Below are 18,054 nucleotides of genomic sequence, written 5' to 3' on the forward strand. Positions count from 1 at the left end.
AATTCGGCTATCGCAAGGCGCTTTCCTTCCGTCTTTATTCTTTTTTCTAACCGACGATACCCGTCCGCTCGATACTTTCGACGAAGTAACGCTGAACGAACAAATAAATAATGATGAGCGGCAAGATCGCAAGCAGAATGCCCGTGTCCTGCACCATGCTTAGATAGAACGGATCGGCTTTGGAAGCGTCCCCGCCCGACAGCTCGATCGCCAGATTGTACGGCAGCGACGATAATTGAGTCGACATGACCTTGCTCGAAGTCAGGTAGGTCGTCGTGAAGAAGCTGTCATTCCACTGCCAGACGAACGAGAACAGCGTTGTCGTGATGATGGCCGGAATCGCGTTCGGCAGCATGATCCGGGTGAACGTCGTACCCACGCCGGCGCCGTCGATGTATGCCGCTTCCTCCACTTCCTTCGGAATGCCTCTGAAAAACTGGCGGAATATGAAGATGTACAGTCCGGCCTTGAGCGAATTCGCCGTCAGGGACGTAAGGATGAACGGCCAATACGAATTCAGCAGGTTGACGGGTTTGCCGGTAAGCAAAGGAACAATGCCCATCAACGTAAAATCCTTCAGATTCAAATAGATCGGAATCAATATCGTTGTCGGCGGCACCAGTATGGTCAGGATAACTCCCGCGAACAGCAGGTTGCTGCCCTTGAACTTCAGCCTGGCGAAGCCGTAGCCGGCAAACGCGCAGGACAGCGCGGTCAGAATCGTCGTCATCGCCGATAAGCCGAATGTATTAAGCAGCGTCTCCCAATAATCCATAATCTCGATCGCGTTCCGGAAGTTATCCAGCGTGAACGTCTCGGGGATCCAGATGACGATCGGCGAATACAGATCGGTCTGATGCTTGATAGCCGTCGATATTTTCTGCAGGATCGGGTACAGGATGACGAACGACAGACCGGCAATCAGCGTCAGCCGCACGATCGTCCATAGCCACCTCTTCCAGCTTTCAATCGAAAACAATCGCGCAAGGAACATCGCTTGCACCTTCTTCCTATTCGTGATAAAAGACTTTCCGGGATACAAGATACGTGCTGATGAGCAGGATAACGGCGATCGCGACGAAATAAATCCAAGCCATCGCCGAGCTCAGCCCGAAATTAAAGTTAACGAAGCCCGTATCTCGGATCAGCTGCGTCAGCGTGTTGTTCGAGAAGGAATCGATAATGGTGTATATCATATTGACCAGAATGAGCGGACTGACCATCGGAAACGTGATTTTCCAGAAGGCCTCATAGCCCGTTGCCCCTTCGATCTTCGATGCTTCGTACAACTGGGGCGATATCGTCTGTATGCCCGCCAGGAAGATCAGAATCTGTACCCCGGATTGGCTGACGATCTGATAGATCCGATCGACGGCCCCCGTCAAATAATTGACGATCGTCTCGCTGACGCCGGCTTGCAGCATCATCCTTGCAAGCTCGAAGCTGCCGAACCCGCTTAGGATGCCCGAGCTCTCGTTCTGGTCGTTAATCGCCTGAACCAGGCTTGAGCTCTCTAGACTCATAATAACGCCGGAAGCGAGGATGACCGGCAGGAAGAAGATCGACCGGGCAACCGAACGTCCCACGAATTTCTGATTGAGCAGGACCGCCAGGAACAAGCTGAAGATCACGATGAGCGGCACATTGACGACCATGTTGACGATGGCTTCCGTCAGCGTGCGGTTAAAGCTCGTGTTGACGGTCAGCGCTTCGACATAATTTTTCCAGCCAGTGGACGTAATCAGGATCCCGCTCGATTTCGCTTCTATCTTGCTGAAGCTGTACCTTAAGGACGTCAGCAGCGGAATGAGGAAGAAGAAGATGAATCCGAGCAGCCACGGCAATACATAGAGGAATCCCCAGAATGCTTTCTGCTGCGCGTATGTTCGTTCCTTGAACCCAAGCTTTAGTAAGGATTTCATGACTGCACACCACCCGTCACATAGCTCTCGGCCTCGATCGTCCGTCCGTCAACGGTAACGGCGGAACGGTTGTAATTCACGATAATGAACATGCCGTTCCCGTATTCCGTGCGGAATACGCCGTCGTCCAGCTTCTCGTGATTCGTGATCGTCTCATGCCGGACGTTCTTCAGAATCGCGTTGACCTCGCGGTAAATTTCCGCCGCATCGTCGATCCAGAGCTCGTAGTTCACGGCATACAGATCGTTGTAATCCGTATCCTTGACCTTGTAGTTCGGCTCGTAGATCCATTCGAAGTAGACGCCCGCTCCGTATTCCAGACATTTCAGAATGTACGGCATCACGTCGGTATACGTGGACAGGTTGTACGGCGCGCCGGCGTAATCGACATATCCGCGCACGACCATTTGGTAGAACGGAATTTCTTCGTCCTCGATCTTGAATTTGCTGCTCGACATCGGGGCGTTCGTAATGTCGGTCAGGAATGGAAGGGCGTAAGCGTTCCCGCCTTCGGCCATCAAGCTCATGCCCGATTCCTTGATTTCGGTAAGGGATTGCACGGACAGACGCTCGGATTCCGCTCGGTCGATCGGATTGCTCTTGCGGAAATCGCTGTTCAGCTGATCGGCCAAATCGCGCAGCGAGATGCCTCCCGTCCCATACTTCGCCATATCCTCCAGCATGCTGTCCACATAACCGCTTGCCGTCTTGGGCGATACGATATAGGAAGGACTCTTGCTCCTGTCGCGGCGGTTCAGCGCCAGATCCAGAGGGTAGAGCGTTGCGGGATCGCCGCGCAGCGTCCTGGCCGCTTCCTTCGCTTCGTTAAATCCGGAGCCGGAATTGGCCATCAGGACGGCAACATCCGGATACAGAGTGACGTTCTGCTCCTTGGCGAACGCCGCGAAGTTCTTCATGCCCTTGCTGCCTCCGATCGCCTTGTCGACCGAGATGTTATCGGGCACCTCATGATCCAGTCCTTCATTGAACCAGCCCGAATATCTCAGCTTCATATCGCGAATCTCCAGCTGCTGCAGCTTCTTCACGATATCCTCCGCTTGCTCGAACGTCGTGAGCGGCTCCAGCGCTTGATAAGGAATGCCTGCAAAATGCTTCTGCTTGGAAATGCTGCCGATCAGCTGCAGATAGAAAGGCATGTTTTCCGTTTTCCGTTCGGCCGGAGCCGGCTCGGGAAGTCCGCCGTTCCGGAGCAGATACTGCTGATAGTAACGGGCCATGCCATTATAGTTGGCATCCTCTTCGCTTAGGAAAGCGTAACGAACCGCGAAATCGGTCGACATTGGCTTCTTCTGGAATGCCGGGATCGAGCGCTGCTGATCGTTCGCGTTCAGGCTCATGTCCGCTTTGTTCAACACGGTGAAGCTTGGATATGCGTAATTGTAGCTGTTGACCTTGCCGCTGATATCGGCATTCACGGTCGCGGCGGACGCTCCTTGTTCAATAATGCCGAGCATCGCGCCGCCTTCCTTCAAGATGCCGAATACGGGCAGCCGGATCTCTTGCGTCGTCACCGCATCTTCGGTGCGGTCCATCGTTTTGTCGGAGCCGTATACCGGCTGCTGATAAGCCGGATATTGGACTTTGCCGTTGTTGAAGTGAATAAGCGCGCCCGAGCCGTCCGGCACGAGGATCGAGCCGTCTTCTTCCGTTCCTCCCGCTCCGAAGTAGCTTAGCAGCGATACCGTATTCACCGGATATTGCTCCGGATACCGGATGCTGTCCACCGGAACCTTCGCGAGAAGGCTGTCTCCGTCGAGCGTATATTCAATGGAAGCGAAGAACAATCGCGGCTCCGGCTTCGTTTGGTTTAAGTTATTCTCTTCGATGTCGATCGCCAGCTCGTCTGCGTTGTAGCCCGCGTCCTCGAACGCCTTCAGCGCCCGTTCGAGCTGGAGTCCCTTCAGCGCTCCGTCATTGCGGACGTAAACGGGACTTTCTTTGTCTTGCGTATAGACGAACATCAAGGCGCGCTGACCCGCTTTGTCCAGCTTGCCGAGCAGGGCTTCGAAGCGCTCGGCGCTCATCTTCTGCGGCATATCCTCCGCCGACTTCGCGCTTGTTCCGAATTGGTAATTCACCCTTATTCCGCTCGGAATGGACTCGAAGCCGATCTGTTTGTGCATGACGGCATCCGTGTAGGAATTGACCGCATTAATCTGTCCGAACGAGTTATAGAATTGAAGCTTGAGCTGAGCGGACAGCTCGCTCTTATTGACGCCGGCAGCTAGCGAGTCGGTATCGCGATCGACCGGATTGCTGGTCCAGATTTGCCCGCTGGCTTTATGAACGACGGCCACCGCTCCCGTCTGATCGTCTGCCAGCAGCCTGAGCGCGTCATTCTCGGCTACGCCCTTCATACCGGCGACCCTGGAATCCGTGAAGGCGGCGGCGAGCGGCTTGCCCTGTTCGAACGCCGTAACCGCCGGCTCGTCTGCGGCTGCCGCATTCCCGGAATCCGAACGGTCCGAGCAGCCGGCCGCGAGCAGACTTAGCAGCAGGCAAGCTCCAAGCATTATGTTTCTTGCGTTGATGGTCATCTCTCCTCCCCCTTCCTAGCTCCTCATCACCAGTTCTTGATAGATGACGGATATGAATGCGACGATTTGCTGCACCAGACTGAAGAACAATAATCCGATAAACGCCATGAAGCCCATCGCCACGACGGTCAGCGCCATAATGCCAAGCGTCTTCCCGGCCGAGAACTGGTGCACCGTCATATTGCCCACGAAGAGCAGGAACAGGAACCAAATGATGGCTGCCGTATTCGAAAAATAATAAAAAGAGGTTTCCTGAAGCGAAATCACGTTGCTGAGCCATATCCACGGGACGTTAATCACGACCAGCGGAATCAAGGCGTAACAAGTCGACGTGAAAATTTCCACGAACTTTCCTTCCCCGTCCAAGAGCGTGGTCAAAGACCAGTTGGCGACGCACCAGAACAGAACCGGCACGACAACGTACACGACTTCCAGCAGACTGTTCATCTCGTTCGGGTTATACAGATTCACCAGAAAACCGCTGTACTGCGCGCCCAAAATGTTCGAGACCGCGAGCAGGAACAGGATCGCGAAGGAGACGATCAAATTGAATTTCTGGCTTCGGTCGTATTTTAAATCCCAATAGCCGTTGAACGGATGGACAATGAGGTGGAACGGGAACCTTACAAGCTCTTTATTCAAAGGACACACCCCTTCTTCTCCTCACCGATTTCCGATAGGCGACAATTGCCAGCCAGATTGCCGCAACCCCGACGACCGTCGTCATGATGACGGGGAAATATTGCCTCAGCACTTCCTTGCGATAAAGCAGAAACGCCTTGGAATAATGACTCTGATCCATGCTTCTCTTGAAATGCTTCATCGCTTCCTCGTAATCGCCTTGGCGAAGCAGCGCCTTGCCGATCCCGGCATAAGCGAATTCCAAATTCGCGTTCATGTTAATCGTTTCGTTGAACAATTCGTAGGCTTTCTGTTCATCGCCCCGATAATAGCTTCGTACGGCTTCATTAAGCGTGCGGCCGTATGCCGTCGTCCGGAATACCGTAATTTCGCCAAGCGCTTTGTCCAGCACGATGAAATCGTCTCCGACGCGTTCAATGGCCGTTGGCGTCTTGAACTCGCCCAGCAGGTTGCCAAGTCCGCCGAACACGTACATGAAATGGCCGTCTCCGTTGTACGTGAAGACGCGTCCGCGCTTGGAGTCGAGCACGGAATACATGTCGCTGTCCCCGATATCGATATCGATGAGTCTGGACGGGCCGGTGTCGACCGTGTAACGGATGTCGCCCTGCGGACTGAAATAGCCTGTGCGCCGCAGAATATCGTTGCCCTGCGCGTTCAGCTTCTTAATGTTATCGCCGAACTGATCCCCGTTCGTCGCGTAGAGGAACCCTTCTCCGTCGATATCGAGGTTCGTGAATTCCGTCGGCGTGAACATGATCATCTGGCTGCGCTGGGCCTGCGTCGAGATCCGCTTCCAGAAATATTCGACGGGATCGACGTATACGCGGTTCGCCCCGATGAAGGAGGTGAAATCGCCCTGCGCGTTAAATTCCATGAAGCCATCGAACACGCCGGTCGACATGACGTACGTGCGCTGGGCTTTATCCATGACGACGCGGACGGGCTGGAACTGGAAGTTCGCCTGCAGCAGATCGGATTCCGGCGCCTCGATCGTCTTCACCCATTCGTGCTCCGCGTTCAGATGGACAACCCGGTTATGTCCCGTATCGGCGATAAGGATCTCGTTCTTGTCCGTGACGAACAGGCCTTGAGGATTCGCGAACGTATCTGCTTGCCCGTCCCGAACGAAAGAATCGATGACTTGAACAGCCTTAAACTGCTCATCCAGAATGACGACCCGGTTATTGCCTGAATCCAGCACGTAAATCCGGTTGTCCGCCGCCACATGCAGATCGCTGGGTTCTTTGAAGGCGCCCACTCCCAGATCGACGCCGCTGTATAGGCTCGTCGCTTGGTAGGCCGCGGGCGATGTAACGGTCCTCCCCCAGAACGAATAGTTATACGAGGCTCCCTCGCCTTCGGCATAAGCCGCCGCGCCGCCAAGCGTCGTGCCGAGCAGACAGCAGATCCCGAGCAGGAGCAGCGCTTTTCCTTTCAGAATGCTCTTCAACATCGTGCCGTCTCCCTTCTAATCCTTCATCCCTGAAGTCGCCATGGTCTGCATGACGCTGCTCTGGGAGATCACGAAGAGCGTGATCGGAACGATCATCAGAATCAGCGCGACTGCCGCGCCGACGCCGGCTCTGGCTATGCCTCCGAGCGTAATTTGCCCCAGCGCGTAATGGAGCGTCTTCAGGTTCTCGCTATAAATAAAGTTGCCTCCGTCCGAGCCCCAAAGCATCGGGAACTGCAGAATCATCAGCGTCAGCCAGGCCGGCTTCACGTTCGGCATGACAATGCTCCAGTAGATCCGATATTCGCTTGCCCCGTCAATCTTGGCGGCCTCGAGAAGCGCGTCCGGGATCTGCTCCATGAATTGCTTCATGAGGAACAGGCCGAGAGGGAACGCCAGCGACGGGATGATGATGGAGGCATGCGTATTGATCCAGCCCAGCCACGACATGACCATGTAGTTCGGAATCGCCGTCACATGCGGCGAGAACATAAGCGACAGCACGACGATGGAGAACAGCGCCGTCGATCCGTAGAACCGGTACTTCGCGAGCGGATAAGCCGCGGCCGACGCGAGCAGGATATGCCCCGCCGTACCGAGGAGCGTGATGAGCAGCGTGTTGGCGATATAACGCGTCAGCGGCACCCAAGAATTTCCCATCAGAGCGAACAAGTCGTAGAAGTTCTCGAGCGTCGGATTGACGACGAAAAAACGCGGCGGAAATATAAACAGTTCGTCAAGCGGCTTAAACGCGTTGTTCACCGCGTAAATGAGCGGCAGCGCCATGAAAGCGCCGAACAAGGCAAGGAGCGCGAACAGCATGAAGCTGACGGTGAAGGAACGGTTGAGCTTTTTTGGCGTTCGGAAAGCCGCCATCATTTTGATCACCACGGTTATTCCCCTACCTTTCTGAGCAGCTTCTGCGTCAGCTTGTTCGAGCCGATCATGAGGAAGAACAGCACGGTCGCGATCGCGGACGCGTAACCCATCTCGAAGCGGATGGTACCGAAATCCATGAGATGCGTTACAACCGTGTGCGCCGCGTAGTTTACGCTCGGGAAGCCCGCAAGCGCGATAGAGATGTCCGCTACCGCGAACGAGGCCGTAATCTGCATGACGGCGCCGAACATCAGCTGCGGCCTCATGGAAGGCAGCGTGATGAACCATAGCTCCTGCCAGCGGTTTTTGATGCCGTCCACGGCGCCCGCTTCGATTAACGTTCTGTCGATCGTTTGCAAGCCCGCGATGAACGCCAGGAAGCTGGTGCCCAGGCTGAGCCAGAGCTGCACGAGCATGACGATCGGAAGAATGTACTTCTCATTCACCAGCCACTGAATGGGCTCAAGAATAAACCCGGCCTTCATGAGGAAGCCGTTCAGGTAGCCGTAGCTGTCCCCCGAGAAGACGATGAGCCAGATGAAGAACACGTTGCCCGAGATGGACGGCGCGTAGAAGATAAGAGTCATGAAAGCCCTAACTTTAGGCTGCAGCTCGTTAATAATCCACGCGAACACGAAGCAGGCCAGATAGCTGATCGGCCCGGTAATGACCGCGAACATCAGCGTATTCTTCAAAGCAATCATGAAGATGTCGTCGTTCAGGAACAGTCTCGAATAGTTCTGCCAGCCCACGAACCGCGGGAATTCGAGCATGTTGAAGTAGAAGAAGCTAAGGCCGAGCGACAGCGCGACCGGAATGACGGTGAACAGGAAAAAGATGATCATATAAGGACTCATCAGCAAGTAATAGTGCTTGCTGCGGTTTAATTCTTTGCCGATGCGGGCGAGCCTGGATTCCCGCGCCGGACGAATGGCGTCCTTCGCAGGCTGTACGTTTGTTTCCGCTTGCACCTTCTCCCCACCCCCTTACTCGTACGGTAAATTGAATTCCTTCCGCTTGATATCGATCTCGTCGTTAATATAGAGAATATAGTCCGAGAGCGCTTCGCGCGGATTCTCGTTGGCGTTGACGACCTTCCGGAAGGCGTTGTCCAGATGCCTGCCCGTGAAATAACCACCGGGCACCTGCGGAATGCCTTGGACCCAGCCCCATTGGTTATCCAGATTGTTATAGTCCTTGACCGGCCAAGGCAGCTCTTCGAGCGCTTCGATGTTCGCCGTCGGATAACGCGCCGCTTCGCCCATCAGCCCTTCCATCTCGCGGCCGTAAGCGATCTGCGTTTCCTTGTCCGTCCACCATTTCATGAACGTCCACGCGGATGCCTTGTCTTCGGCGTTGTCGAGCATCATGACCGCGGTCGTGTGGCTGGCGACTTCATGATTGATCGACCCGTCCGCCAGCACCGTGCCCGGCACGATCGTGAAATCCCACAGCCCCTTGATCTCCGGAGCCATGACCGTCAGCATGTTATAGGTCGTATAATCCGCGATGCCGATCGGCATCTCTCCCGTCCGGAACCGGTTCGGGAAATCCGCTTGCAGCGGAAATTTGTAGCTGGTATAGAACTGTGTCCATCTCTTGAACGCTTCCATCGAGATGTCGGAGTTAAGCGCGCTTTCCATGCCGTCCTCCCGGTAGAAATCGCCGCCGTTCTGATACAGCAGCATGGAGAACGTCGCGTTCGGAACTAGAGTCGCGTTCGGAACGGCGTTGGTCGCCTCGAGCGGCAAATAAAACTCCATATTATGCTTCTGAAGAACCGAAATCATGTTGTAAACATCCGTCCACGATTTCGGAGGCGTCAGGCCAAGCTCCTCCAGAATATCCTTGCGGTAGAACAGCATCGGGAAGATCTGCTGCTCGGGAAGCGCGTAGACGCCTTCATCGTACTTGTACGGTTCAAGTCCGCTGTCACGGAATCGTCCCGCCACTTCCTCATAATCCTCGAACTGCGTCAGATCCGCGGCCGCCCCCCTCATGGCGTAATTGACGGGCACGTCTTCGCCGATCTGCATGGCGATATCCGGTCCTTCGCCCGCAAGCGTGGCGGGAAGCAGGATATTCGCCGGGACGAGGCGCAGCCTCACGGATATGCCCGTCTCAGGCGTGAAGGAATCGTCGATCAGCGCTTTCAACACTTGAGCCTGATCCCTGCCCGTCGTAATCCACACGTCGATGGAGCGGTTGCTCTCCGACGTATTGCCGATACTGTCGTAATCCTCCGTGTAGGAGGCGACATAGGCGCCGAGCTCGTGCTTCGCTTCCTCGAAGAAGGTGGCTTCCGCTCTCGGCAGATCGTAGCCCGGCGAGGATATCGCGAGATAATCGAGAGACAGCGGCTGCTCGCGCACCGTCAGGATCCACGTGCCTAGCCCGCCGACGTTGATTTTGTAGGAGTTGAGCCGCTTCGCCACGGTCTCCGGATATTGCGCCATCTCCTTCAGCTGATGCACCATCGAATGCAGGACGGCAACCTTGTCGCTCTTCTCCCCGGTGGCCTGCTCGAGATAATCCGCCACGCTTTGGATCGTCTCCGCTTGCTCCTTGAATACCTCAACCATGTCCGGAATCCGCTTCTCCAGCTGATAATCGCGATACGGATCGGGCGTATTCGATGTAATCATGAGAATCTTCCTGTACATCTCGTTAAGCTGAAGCACGCTGGATTCAATCGTCCGCAGCAGCGGAGCGATCTCGCCGAGCGACACCGTCATCCGAATGCGGTGCTTCCCTTCGGTCAGGTGGAACAAATACGGTTCTTCCCCGCCCAGCACGTTCATCTGCCAATCGCGATGGAAGTTGAAGCGGATCCGTTTCATCTCTTCGAACGGATATTCGCCGTCGATCGTAAGGTTTCGCGTCGCATAGACGCCGCGCAGTTGATTCTGCTTCTCCTTGAACGCGATTTGGTATAAGCCGTCCTCCGGAGCTTCGAATTCCCATTCGATCCATTGGCCGGGCAGCTTCCAATTCAGCCCACCGATGGAATTAATGCGGATTTTGGATACGTCATATGGAATAACGGTCGGACTGGACCTGTCGGATATCGGAGATAAGGTCGGAGATGACTTGTACACCGCATCTTCCGCCTGAATCAGCAGAAACTGATCTCCTGCAGGCTGGACTCCGCCATTCGAATACTCGCTCTTCAGTTGTTCATAGCTTTTCGGCTGCTTCTGCTGATACAGCTCGATATAATCAATCGCCATCGGTTCCCGGAGCGACGTTAGCGTGATCCTCTGCGTCCCGCTCTCGAAATGAAAAGAATAGGCATCGTCATAATAACCGTATCGGTCAATGAAGGAAGCCAGCTGCCAGTCGGGCTTCTCTACTTGTCTTGGGCGAAGATCATTGCCCCTGTCGTCGCGCTGAATCTCCTCGAGCTTATTGCCCCAGACGCGGTCGAACAGGAGGATGTCGGCTCCATCGAACGGAATTTCGCCGTTGATCGCGAATTGTCTTTCGATAGCCGAGCTTTTGCCTTCAATCGGATAATAGTGTATGCGCACGTTGTATAAGCCTGCCTGATCAACCGGTACGTCCCAAGCGATTGTCCCCGTCTCGGGAGTCATTACGGCTGCACCGTCCAGGCCGTGCGGCTGATTCTCGACTTCAAAGCTTCCGCCCTCGGCCTCGGCGTAATTCTCGCCTTCAATCCGGATAACCTTATCCGGCCTAGCCTCGCTCGCATACCGGTTTAAATACGCGTCGTAGCCTGTATCCTCGGACGAATCGGTAACGGCTTCGAAATCAGCCATCGCTTGAACCTCGCCGCCGCCCGTGGTCGAGCTTGACGGATAGAACGCCCATAAGGACGCCGCGCATACCGCAAGAGCCAGCAACGCGATGGACACTCTCTTCTTTCTGTTGCTCAACGTTTCTCCCCTCCAGCTGCAAGACGTATACAAATTTATCGGCAGCCCCTTTATAGAAGAGGCTCTACAAGGGGGCTGCCGATGCTCGTAATCAAAGAGGTTGTTCAAAAAGTCCACTTTCGATCACGAAGTACTCCAGGATGCTTACGGACCGTACACTTCGTCAATAGCCGCTTGGAATGTCGACTTGTACTTCTCGACAACGGTCGATACCGACACGCCGCTGTTCAGTTCGCCTAGGAAATCGTAGTACTTCAGATTCGGGAACGTGTTATGGTCGAGCACGAGAAGGTTGGACGCGACCATCTTCGCGTTGTTGATATCGTCTTCGTTGGCAAAGTTCGTCTCATACGACGCCTGACCCGGATAATCGTACATGGACTCGATGTCGTTGATCTTCTCCCAGATATACATGAGCTGCTCGGGATTCTCGACCGACTTCGGAATCGTGAGCGCCTGCAGGAGGGCTTCATAGGAGTAATACTCGGTGACGCTCGGCCCTTTCGGGAACGGCACGAACCCGATGTCGATATCAGGCATATCCGTCTTCAGCCCGCCGATCTCCCAGAGCGCGCCTGCTTTCATCAACGTGTTGCCTTGACGGAAGAACTGTCCCGGTTCGGTCCAGTCGCCGCCTTCGGTCGGTCTGGCCACTTGCTCGGTCGCCATGCGAGAGACGAAGTTAAGCGCTTCGAGCGTTGCCGGATCGTCCAGGTTCTGCTTATCGTCTTTCGTCAGCGACGCGTTGTTGGAGTACAGCGCCTGTTCCAGCAGCCCGCCGCCCGCGAGGCCCCAAGTATCGAGCTTGCCGTCGTTGTTCGTATCCTTATTCGCATCCTTGACGACTTGGAGGAACGTTTCCCAATTCCAGTTATCTTCGTTGACGTATTCCTGCAGCGGCTTCAGGCCGAGCTGGTTCATGAGCGTGCGGTTGTAGAAAATGCCTTGAGCCAGGTTGGCTTGATCCTCGGTGAAGCCGTAGCCTCTGCCTTCGTACGTGTAAAGCTCGTTCGTCATCTTCTGATTGAAAGCCCGTACGTTCTTCGTGTACTCATCGATCGGCCATAGCAGGTCCTGCTTCACCAGGGTTGGGACCGTATACGTCTTGCCCAGACGGACGATATCCCCGATCGGCTCGCCAGCCAGCAGCGAAGCGGTCACCTTCTCTTGATACTCGCCGTAGTCGATCGCGATATATTCGACTTTGAAATTATGCTTCTCCATCAGCGCGTCCAGGTTCTTCTTGCGCTGAATGTTGTCCGGGTTGTCCTCCGGAATCGTCATGTCCCACCACGAGACGATCTTGATCGTCTTGCCGCCTAGATCGAAATCCATCTCAGGCGTGCTGTATACGTCATCTTCGCCGGTATTGCTTGCATTGCTGGCCGCCGGCGTCTCCGTCGCGCCGTTATTCGCGCCCGTATTCCCGCCATTGTTCCCCCCGTTGCCCGATCCGTTATTGGAGGTGCCCGTACCGCTGCTGCATGCCGCGAGCACTAACCCCATCGCGCACAACAGCGTCATCATTTTTCGAATCCGCATGAATCCATCCCCCTCGTGAATTGTGAACACACCCAAAGTGTAGCGCTTACATCTCTGGACCAACAACCTGTGGGAATCAAGGTCTATTACCCGTCAAATGATAGATTCGGGACAACGGAGGGTCCCGGTCTTGCACCAAAAAATGCAAGAGGTAAACATCTGCTAGCGATATAAAGATAAGCACATTGTGAAAGGTTTTTACATTTTCCATAATGAAAGCGTAATCTTTTTGAGGCATGCACCTGCTGCGCGCCGCAAATGGTATGGGGGGTATCCTAATGTACAAAGTGCTGGTTGTGGAATTCACTCGTCGTTCAGGAATGGATACGGTTACTTCGCTGAATTGGGGCAGTCTGGGCTTTACTATAGAAAATGAAGCTCATACTACGGATAACGCTCTGGCTCTGCTCTCGTCCAAGTCCTATCAGCTGGTTCTCATTAATATGGTCGGCATGCCGGAGGAGGGGCTCGCACTGTGCAGCCGGATCCGCGCCGAGAGCCGGGTTCCCATTCTGCTTATCGGCGACGGGACAAACTTCCAGCTTGCCCGGAAAGCGATGTATTACCAGGTCAGCGACTACTTGCCCGCGCCGCTCTGCCCGGACGAATTGTCCGCAAGCCTGCAGCTTATTAGGCGGAAGCTGGATGCCGCGAGACCGGTTGAACGGGAGAAGCAGGCTGTAGAATCGGCCGCTACGGACATCTCCGTCATCGACAAGGTGAAGGAATATGTAACGGAGGCCCTCAGCCAAAATATTACGCTCAAAGAAATTTCCAATATCCTTCATTTCAATTGCTCGTATCTGGGGCAGAAATTCAAATATCACGAGAATATGACCTTCAACGAATACTTGTTGAAGCAGCGCATGGAGAAAGCGAAGGCCCTCCTCGAGAGCACCGATCTGAAGGTGTATGAAATCGCGAACGAGGTCGGCTACTCCGAGATGGACTGGTTCTACAAGAAGTTCAAGTCGTACACCGGTGTAAGCGCTAACGAATACCGGAAGATGATGTCGATTACGGCTTAAGCGCGAATAAGCCGGGGGCGAGCTCCGCCCCCCCTTCTCCGCGCTAGTAACCCGATTTTCTCGGCCTATTGCGCCCTACATCCACTTCTCCGCACCAGTAACCCGATTTTCTCGGCCTATTGCGCCCCGCATCCCCTTTTCCGCGCCAGTAACCCGATTTTCTCGGCCTATTGCGCCCCGCATCCCCTTTTCCGCGCCAGTAACTCGATTTTCTCGGCCTATTGCGCTCCACAGCCACTAAAAATCGAGCAAGAAACGTAGAAAAAACGGTCGACCGGGACTCCCCCCGTATCGACCGTTTCCTGAGTCACCCCGTCTTCCTCGCATCCTCCCCCGGGTAGAGCACGATGCGCCCGTCCTCCATCTCCACTCGCACTTTGTTGCTATCCTTGAAGCCGGCCGCGTCCATATAGCCGGCCGGAATTTGAAGCCGGCCCGCCTTGTCCACGACGGCGTATTCGATATGGCTCTCCGCTTCGCGCTGGGCGTCCTCGGCGTCCATCAGAGCCAGCTCTTCCGCATAGGACACGCGGCGAATCATCTCCGCCGACGTCTTGCCGTCGCGAATCTGCACGACGCGGTCCACCTTGCGGGCCAGCTGCGGATCGTGGGTGACGATGACGATCGTAATGCCGATGGAGCGATTCAGCGAGCGGAACAGATCCAGCACCTGATTAGACGTCTTCGTATCCAGCGAACCGGTCGGCTCATCGGCGAGCAGCAGCCTTGGGTTATTCGCGAGCGCGATGGCAATCGCCACCCGTTGCTGCTCGCCGCCGGACAGCTCGCTTAGACGGTTCCTCATTCGATCGCCAAGACCTACCGCTTCAAGCAGCTCCTTTGCGCGCTCTCTGCGGCGCCTGCCCCTCAGCAGCATGGGAAGCTCGACATTCTCCATGGCGGTCAAGTAAGGAATCAAGTTCCGCGCATTATTCTGCCAAACGAACCCGACCGTATCCCGTTTGTACGCCACCAGCTCTTTCTCGCCGAAGGCGAGCAAGTCCTGGCCGTCGACCAGAAGCTTGCCCGCCGACGGCTTGTCAAGACCGCCCAGCATGTTCAGTAGAGTGGATTTACCGCTGCCGGAATTGCCTATAATCGCCATCAGCTCTCCGTCCTCGACCACCATGTCGAGCCCCTGAAGTGCGACGACCTCCAGATCGGCGGTTTTATAAATTTTGACAAGTCCCTCGCATCGAATCATAGCTTACTCCTCTCCCAAACGCAGCGCTTGAGCGATTCTCGTACGCGACAGCTTGTAACCGAGCACGAGCAGGCCTATCGCAAGCATGGAGCCTACGATACCGTACAACTGCAAATAATCGCTGAGCTGATAAGTGATTTCGAACGGCGGCACCTGATCGGCGGTCGCGAACGACATCTCGAACAAGGGCACGAACAGCTCGCTGGTCGCGTTGCCGATGAATACCCCGATGACGACGGCCGCTCCGGAGGTGAGCAATTGCTCGCTCACGAGCATGCCGATCATCTGACGGAAGGGCAGCCCCATCGCCCTCAGCACGCCGTATTGCAGCGATCTTCCGGACAAGGTCAGCAGCCAGAACAAGAGGAAGCCGAAGAAGCAGATCAGCATCGAAATAACGAACCCAAGCGTCATAACGCCGTTAATGGCCATGCGGAACGGATCGTTGACCGAGCGGATCAGCTCCTGCGTCGCGTCGCGCAGGCTCGTGACCGGCACCTTGCGCTCCTCCAGTTGGTCGTATACGAGTTGACTCGACGCGCCTGGCGCAAGCTTAAGCCATACCTCGTATGGCTCGACCGCCAGCCGGTTCTGGATAGTGCCGAGATGGCCCACAACAAGATGCGGCAGAGCGGCATTCCCGTTATCGCCGTCGCCTGCAGCGGCCGGCAGCGGATTCCAGCTCGGCCAGTAATCGATGATTCCGTATACGGTAAGCTGTGTTTGATCGAGTCCGTCCCAGTTAACGCGGATTGGATCGCCCGGCTTCAGCTTGGCCTTGTCGGCGAGCGAACGCGAGATGAGCACGGCCTTCGGGTCCGGCGCAATGAGATTCAAATAGCTGTTGATCGGATAACTCAGCAGGCCACCCTTCATCCATGCCGTGCTGCCGAACGCCATCGTATCGATGCCCATGAGCTCGGTTTTGCCCGAGGTACCGCTGGCGCCCGCGCTGAATCTGGCATCCGTCTTGCGGAATACCTTGGCGACGGACTCCACGCCATCGAGCTGCTCGAAGGTATGGAACGGAGGCTCGGTATACTGCACGCGTCTCGCCTCCGTCTGGCTCTCAGACCCGCCTCCTGCTTGCGGCATTGCTTCCGTAGACAACGGAGGCGGGGCGTCGCTCTCCCACTTCGTGACGAGCGCGATGTCCGCGCCGATGGCGTAACGAATCTTGCTTTCCATATTGTCGTTGATCGTGCGCGCCGCATTAGCGCTGAACAGCCCGGTCGCGACGGTCATAATCAGGAATACCTTGATCGTCAAATATTGCCCGGATGAGCGGCTGATCTGAACGAGCGAGCTGTACAGCGCCGGCGACCACCATCTTCTGCCCGCTAAGTAGACAAGACGGATAAGCCACGGGTACACCCGCAGGACAAGCAGTCCTCCGCCTAGCGCGAATATCGCCGGCATAAGGAACAATAGCGGATCCAGCTGCAGCGCATCAGAATCGAGCGCCAGCCGCTTCAAGTCCTCCTGTCTCCTGTTGAAATTATACAGAAGGTACAGGGACAAGCCGACAAGGACAAGGTCGACTCCGGCTTTATGCCAGAACGACGTTTGCGAAAGACGGGCCATCTGCTGCTTATGACCGACAATCGTGACCTTCGTCGCGAGGAACGCCGGAATCAGAATGAGCAGAATCGCGCCGCCGACGGTGATCGCCGCAATCTTATAGGCCGTGCTTGTTAGACTGACATCCAGAGCCGAGCGCTGCACGAATTCCAAGAAACCGTTCGAAGCGCCCAGCGCTCCGGTGAACCACACGCCCAGGAAGGGGCCGGCCGCTAATGCGGCGATGCCAAGCGTCACGCTTTCGATGACGTAGGCCGTCATAATTTGCAAGCGGCTGGCGCCCCTGCTTCGAAGCACGGAAATTTCCGTCTTCTGCCTTTCGATGATCAGATTGGCCGTCATATATAGGTAGAAGGCCAGCATCAGCATAACCGGAGCATATAGAGATAACATCATGAGATCCAGCTTCTCTTGCTTCCCTTGATAGGAAGCGACTGTCTCGATTGCCGGCATATTCACTTCCTCCACGCCTAATCGGCCGCGGAAGTAACGCTTAATATCCGTGCCCGCTTGCGTGAACGGTTCGATCTTGTCCAGAGCGAGCTGCTCGTAATTGAGCGCGAAGCGCCACTCCAGCAAGGTGAGACGCGCTTTGCCGCCCATTACGAATTCGCGCTCGAATTGCTCGAACGGTATAAGGAAGCTGTCCTCGGTCTCCCCCGTCAAGTAGGGAAGATACGGGTCGGCCGCAGGATCCGTCTCGATAATGCCGACGGGAATGACGCGGAAGGTGCGGCGGTCCGCTTCCGGCGATTCGAGCACCAGCTCCTCCCCGAGTCCGCGTTTCGCCGCGAATAGAAACTTCTGCGTGACGAGCGCTTCGAACAGGCCGTCTTGTCGGTCGACAGGCATGCGTCCTTCGACCAGCTTCACTCGCTTCTCCATATCGGACAGCGACTTGAAGCTTCCTGCCGTCTTCTGATATTGCCTCTCCTGTTCGTCGGCGTCCGCCCCGTATACCTTCATTTTTTGCGTAAATCGCTGCTGATAATAAGACATTGCGGCTAGTCCCGCGCGATTCGGAATCGTCGCCGCGAACCGGTCCGCCTTGGCAATCGCTTGAATGGTCTTCTCGTCCATCTTGGACGAGGACACGCTCGTGGCGATCCGGACATAACCCGGATAGACGCCGCTTTGCTGCTGTACCTGCTGCAGCTCCTTAATCAGTGTCCGCTGGAGAATCGCCTCCGAGTACAGCGGCATGGAGCTGAACAGGGCCACGCACACGGTAAGACCCAGCCACAGGTTCAGCTGGAGCCACTTATTGTTCGCCATCTTGCGAAGAATCATCGTCCATAAAGCCATGCTTGCTTACACCCCGTTTCCCTCCGGTCATCCCGGCCATT

The 18,054-nt window shown here is 55.6% G+C and carries 12 protein-coding genes; 1 reads left to right on the forward strand and 11 read right to left on the reverse strand.

The genetic code is table 11. The annotated features are described in order from the left end of the window. Positions 1 to 46: 46 nt before the first annotated feature. The 9 genes from NQZ67_RS23370 to NQZ67_RS23410 all read right to left on the reverse strand — a co-directional run bounded on the left by NQZ67_RS23370 (position 47) and on the right by NQZ67_RS23410 (position 12,895). The gene (locus tag NQZ67_RS23370) at positions 47 to 994 is read right to left on the reverse strand and encodes a carbohydrate ABC transporter permease (protein WP_257450695.1); all 948 of its coding nucleotides are present in this window, start codon (positions 992 to 994) and stop codon (positions 47 to 49) included. A 16-nt stretch (positions 995 to 1,010) separates the two neighbouring features. Continuing rightward, positions 1,011 to 1,922, reverse strand: coding sequence for a carbohydrate ABC transporter permease (locus tag NQZ67_RS23375; RefSeq protein WP_257450697.1), 912 nt, complete (start codon positions 1,920 to 1,922; stop codon positions 1,011 to 1,013). Next, positions 1,919 to 4,480 (reverse strand): DUF5696 domain-containing protein, encoded by a 2,562-nt coding sequence (locus tag NQZ67_RS23380; protein WP_257450699.1) that lies wholly within the window; start codon positions 4,478 to 4,480, stop codon positions 1,919 to 1,921. The genes NQZ67_RS23375 and NQZ67_RS23380 overlap by 4 nt, the downstream gene beginning before the upstream one ends. A 15-nt stretch (positions 4,481 to 4,495) precedes the next feature. Further along, complete coding sequence (locus NQZ67_RS23385) at positions 4,496 to 5,122, reverse strand: YIP1 family protein (protein WP_257450701.1); 627 nt, start codon at positions 5,120 to 5,122, stop codon at positions 4,496 to 4,498. Then, positions 5,115 to 6,578: a hypothetical protein gene (locus NQZ67_RS23390; RefSeq protein ID WP_257450704.1), complete on the reverse strand. Its 1,464-nt coding sequence runs from the start codon at positions 6,576 to 6,578 to the stop codon at positions 5,115 to 5,117. The genes NQZ67_RS23385 and NQZ67_RS23390 overlap by 8 nt, the downstream gene beginning before the upstream one ends. A 15-nt stretch (positions 6,579 to 6,593) precedes the next feature. Next, entirely contained in the window at positions 6,594 to 7,457 is an 864-nt protein-coding gene (locus tag NQZ67_RS23395; RefSeq protein ID WP_257450778.1) for a carbohydrate ABC transporter permease, read from the reverse strand. A gap of 14 nt (positions 7,458 to 7,471) precedes the next feature. Further along, on the reverse strand, positions 7,472 to 8,428 hold the full coding sequence (locus NQZ67_RS23400; protein ID WP_371825350.1) for a carbohydrate ABC transporter permease: 957 nt from the start codon (positions 8,426 to 8,428) through the stop codon (positions 7,472 to 7,474). A gap of 15 nt (positions 8,429 to 8,443) precedes the next feature. After that, entirely contained in the window at positions 8,444 to 11,353 is a 2,910-nt protein-coding gene (locus tag NQZ67_RS23405) for an extracellular solute-binding protein (RefSeq protein WP_257450706.1), read from the reverse strand. A gap of 144 nt (positions 11,354 to 11,497) precedes the next feature. After that, positions 11,498 to 12,895: an ABC transporter substrate-binding protein gene (locus NQZ67_RS23410; protein ID WP_257450708.1), complete on the reverse strand. Its 1,398-nt coding sequence runs from the start codon at positions 12,893 to 12,895 to the stop codon at positions 11,498 to 11,500. Between the two features lie 278 nt (positions 12,896 to 13,173). Between NQZ67_RS23410 and NQZ67_RS23415 the strand changes: the two genes are divergently transcribed. Continuing rightward, a complete protein-coding gene (locus NQZ67_RS23415) occupies positions 13,174 to 13,923 on the forward strand; it encodes a helix-turn-helix domain-containing protein (RefSeq protein ID WP_257450710.1) in 750 nt (249 codons plus the stop codon). Between the two features lie 307 nt (positions 13,924 to 14,230). On the opposite strand, the gene NQZ67_RS23420 is transcribed toward NQZ67_RS23415, so the two are convergent. Continuing rightward, positions 14,231 to 15,127: an ABC transporter ATP-binding protein gene (locus NQZ67_RS23420; RefSeq protein ID WP_257450712.1), complete on the reverse strand. Its 897-nt coding sequence runs from the start codon at positions 15,125 to 15,127 to the stop codon at positions 14,231 to 14,233. A 3-nt stretch (positions 15,128 to 15,130) separates the two neighbouring features. Further along, the gene (locus NQZ67_RS23425; RefSeq protein WP_257450714.1) at positions 15,131 to 18,013 is read right to left on the reverse strand and encodes an ABC transporter permease; all 2,883 of its coding nucleotides are present in this window, start codon (positions 18,011 to 18,013) and stop codon (positions 15,131 to 15,133) included. Positions 18,014 to 18,054: the final 41 nt, after the last annotated feature.

Source organism: Paenibacillus soyae (assembly GCF_024623455.1).
Lineage (GTDB): Bacteria > Bacillota > Bacilli > Paenibacillales > Paenibacillaceae > Pristimantibacillus > Pristimantibacillus soyae.

Bases quoted from the DNA above. Each gene is read 5' to 3' on its own strand.
- NQZ67_RS23370 (WP_257450695.1), bottom strand. From the start codon at position 994: ATGTTCCTTGCGCGATTGTTTTCGATTGAAAGCTGGAAGAGGTGGCTA.
- NQZ67_RS23375 (WP_257450697.1), bottom strand. From the start codon at position 1,922: ATGAAATCCTTACTAAAGCTTGGGTTCAAGGAACGAACATACGCGCAG.
- NQZ67_RS23380 (WP_257450699.1), bottom strand. From the start codon at position 4,480: ATGACCATCAACGCAAGAAACATAATGCTTGGAGCTTGCCTGCTGCTA.
- NQZ67_RS23390 (WP_257450704.1), bottom strand. From the start codon at position 6,578: ATGTTGAAGAGCATTCTGAAAGGAAAAGCGCTGCTCCTGCTCGGGATC.
- NQZ67_RS23395 (WP_257450778.1), bottom strand. From the start codon at position 7,457: ATGATGGCGGCTTTCCGAACGCCAAAAAAGCTCAACCGTTCCTTCACC.
- NQZ67_RS23410 (WP_257450708.1), bottom strand. From the start codon at position 12,895: ATGCGGATTCGAAAAATGATGACGCTGTTGTGCGCGATGGGGTTAGTG.
- NQZ67_RS23415 (WP_257450710.1), top strand. From the start codon at position 13,174: ATGTACAAAGTGCTGGTTGTGGAATTCACTCGTCGTTCAGGAATGGAT.
- NQZ67_RS23420 (WP_257450712.1), bottom strand. From the start codon at position 15,127: ATGATTCGATGCGAGGGACTTGTCAAAATTTATAAAACCGCCGATCTG.
- NQZ67_RS23425 (WP_257450714.1), bottom strand. From the start codon at position 18,013: ATGGCTTTATGGACGATGATTCTTCGCAAGATGGCGAACAATAAGTGG.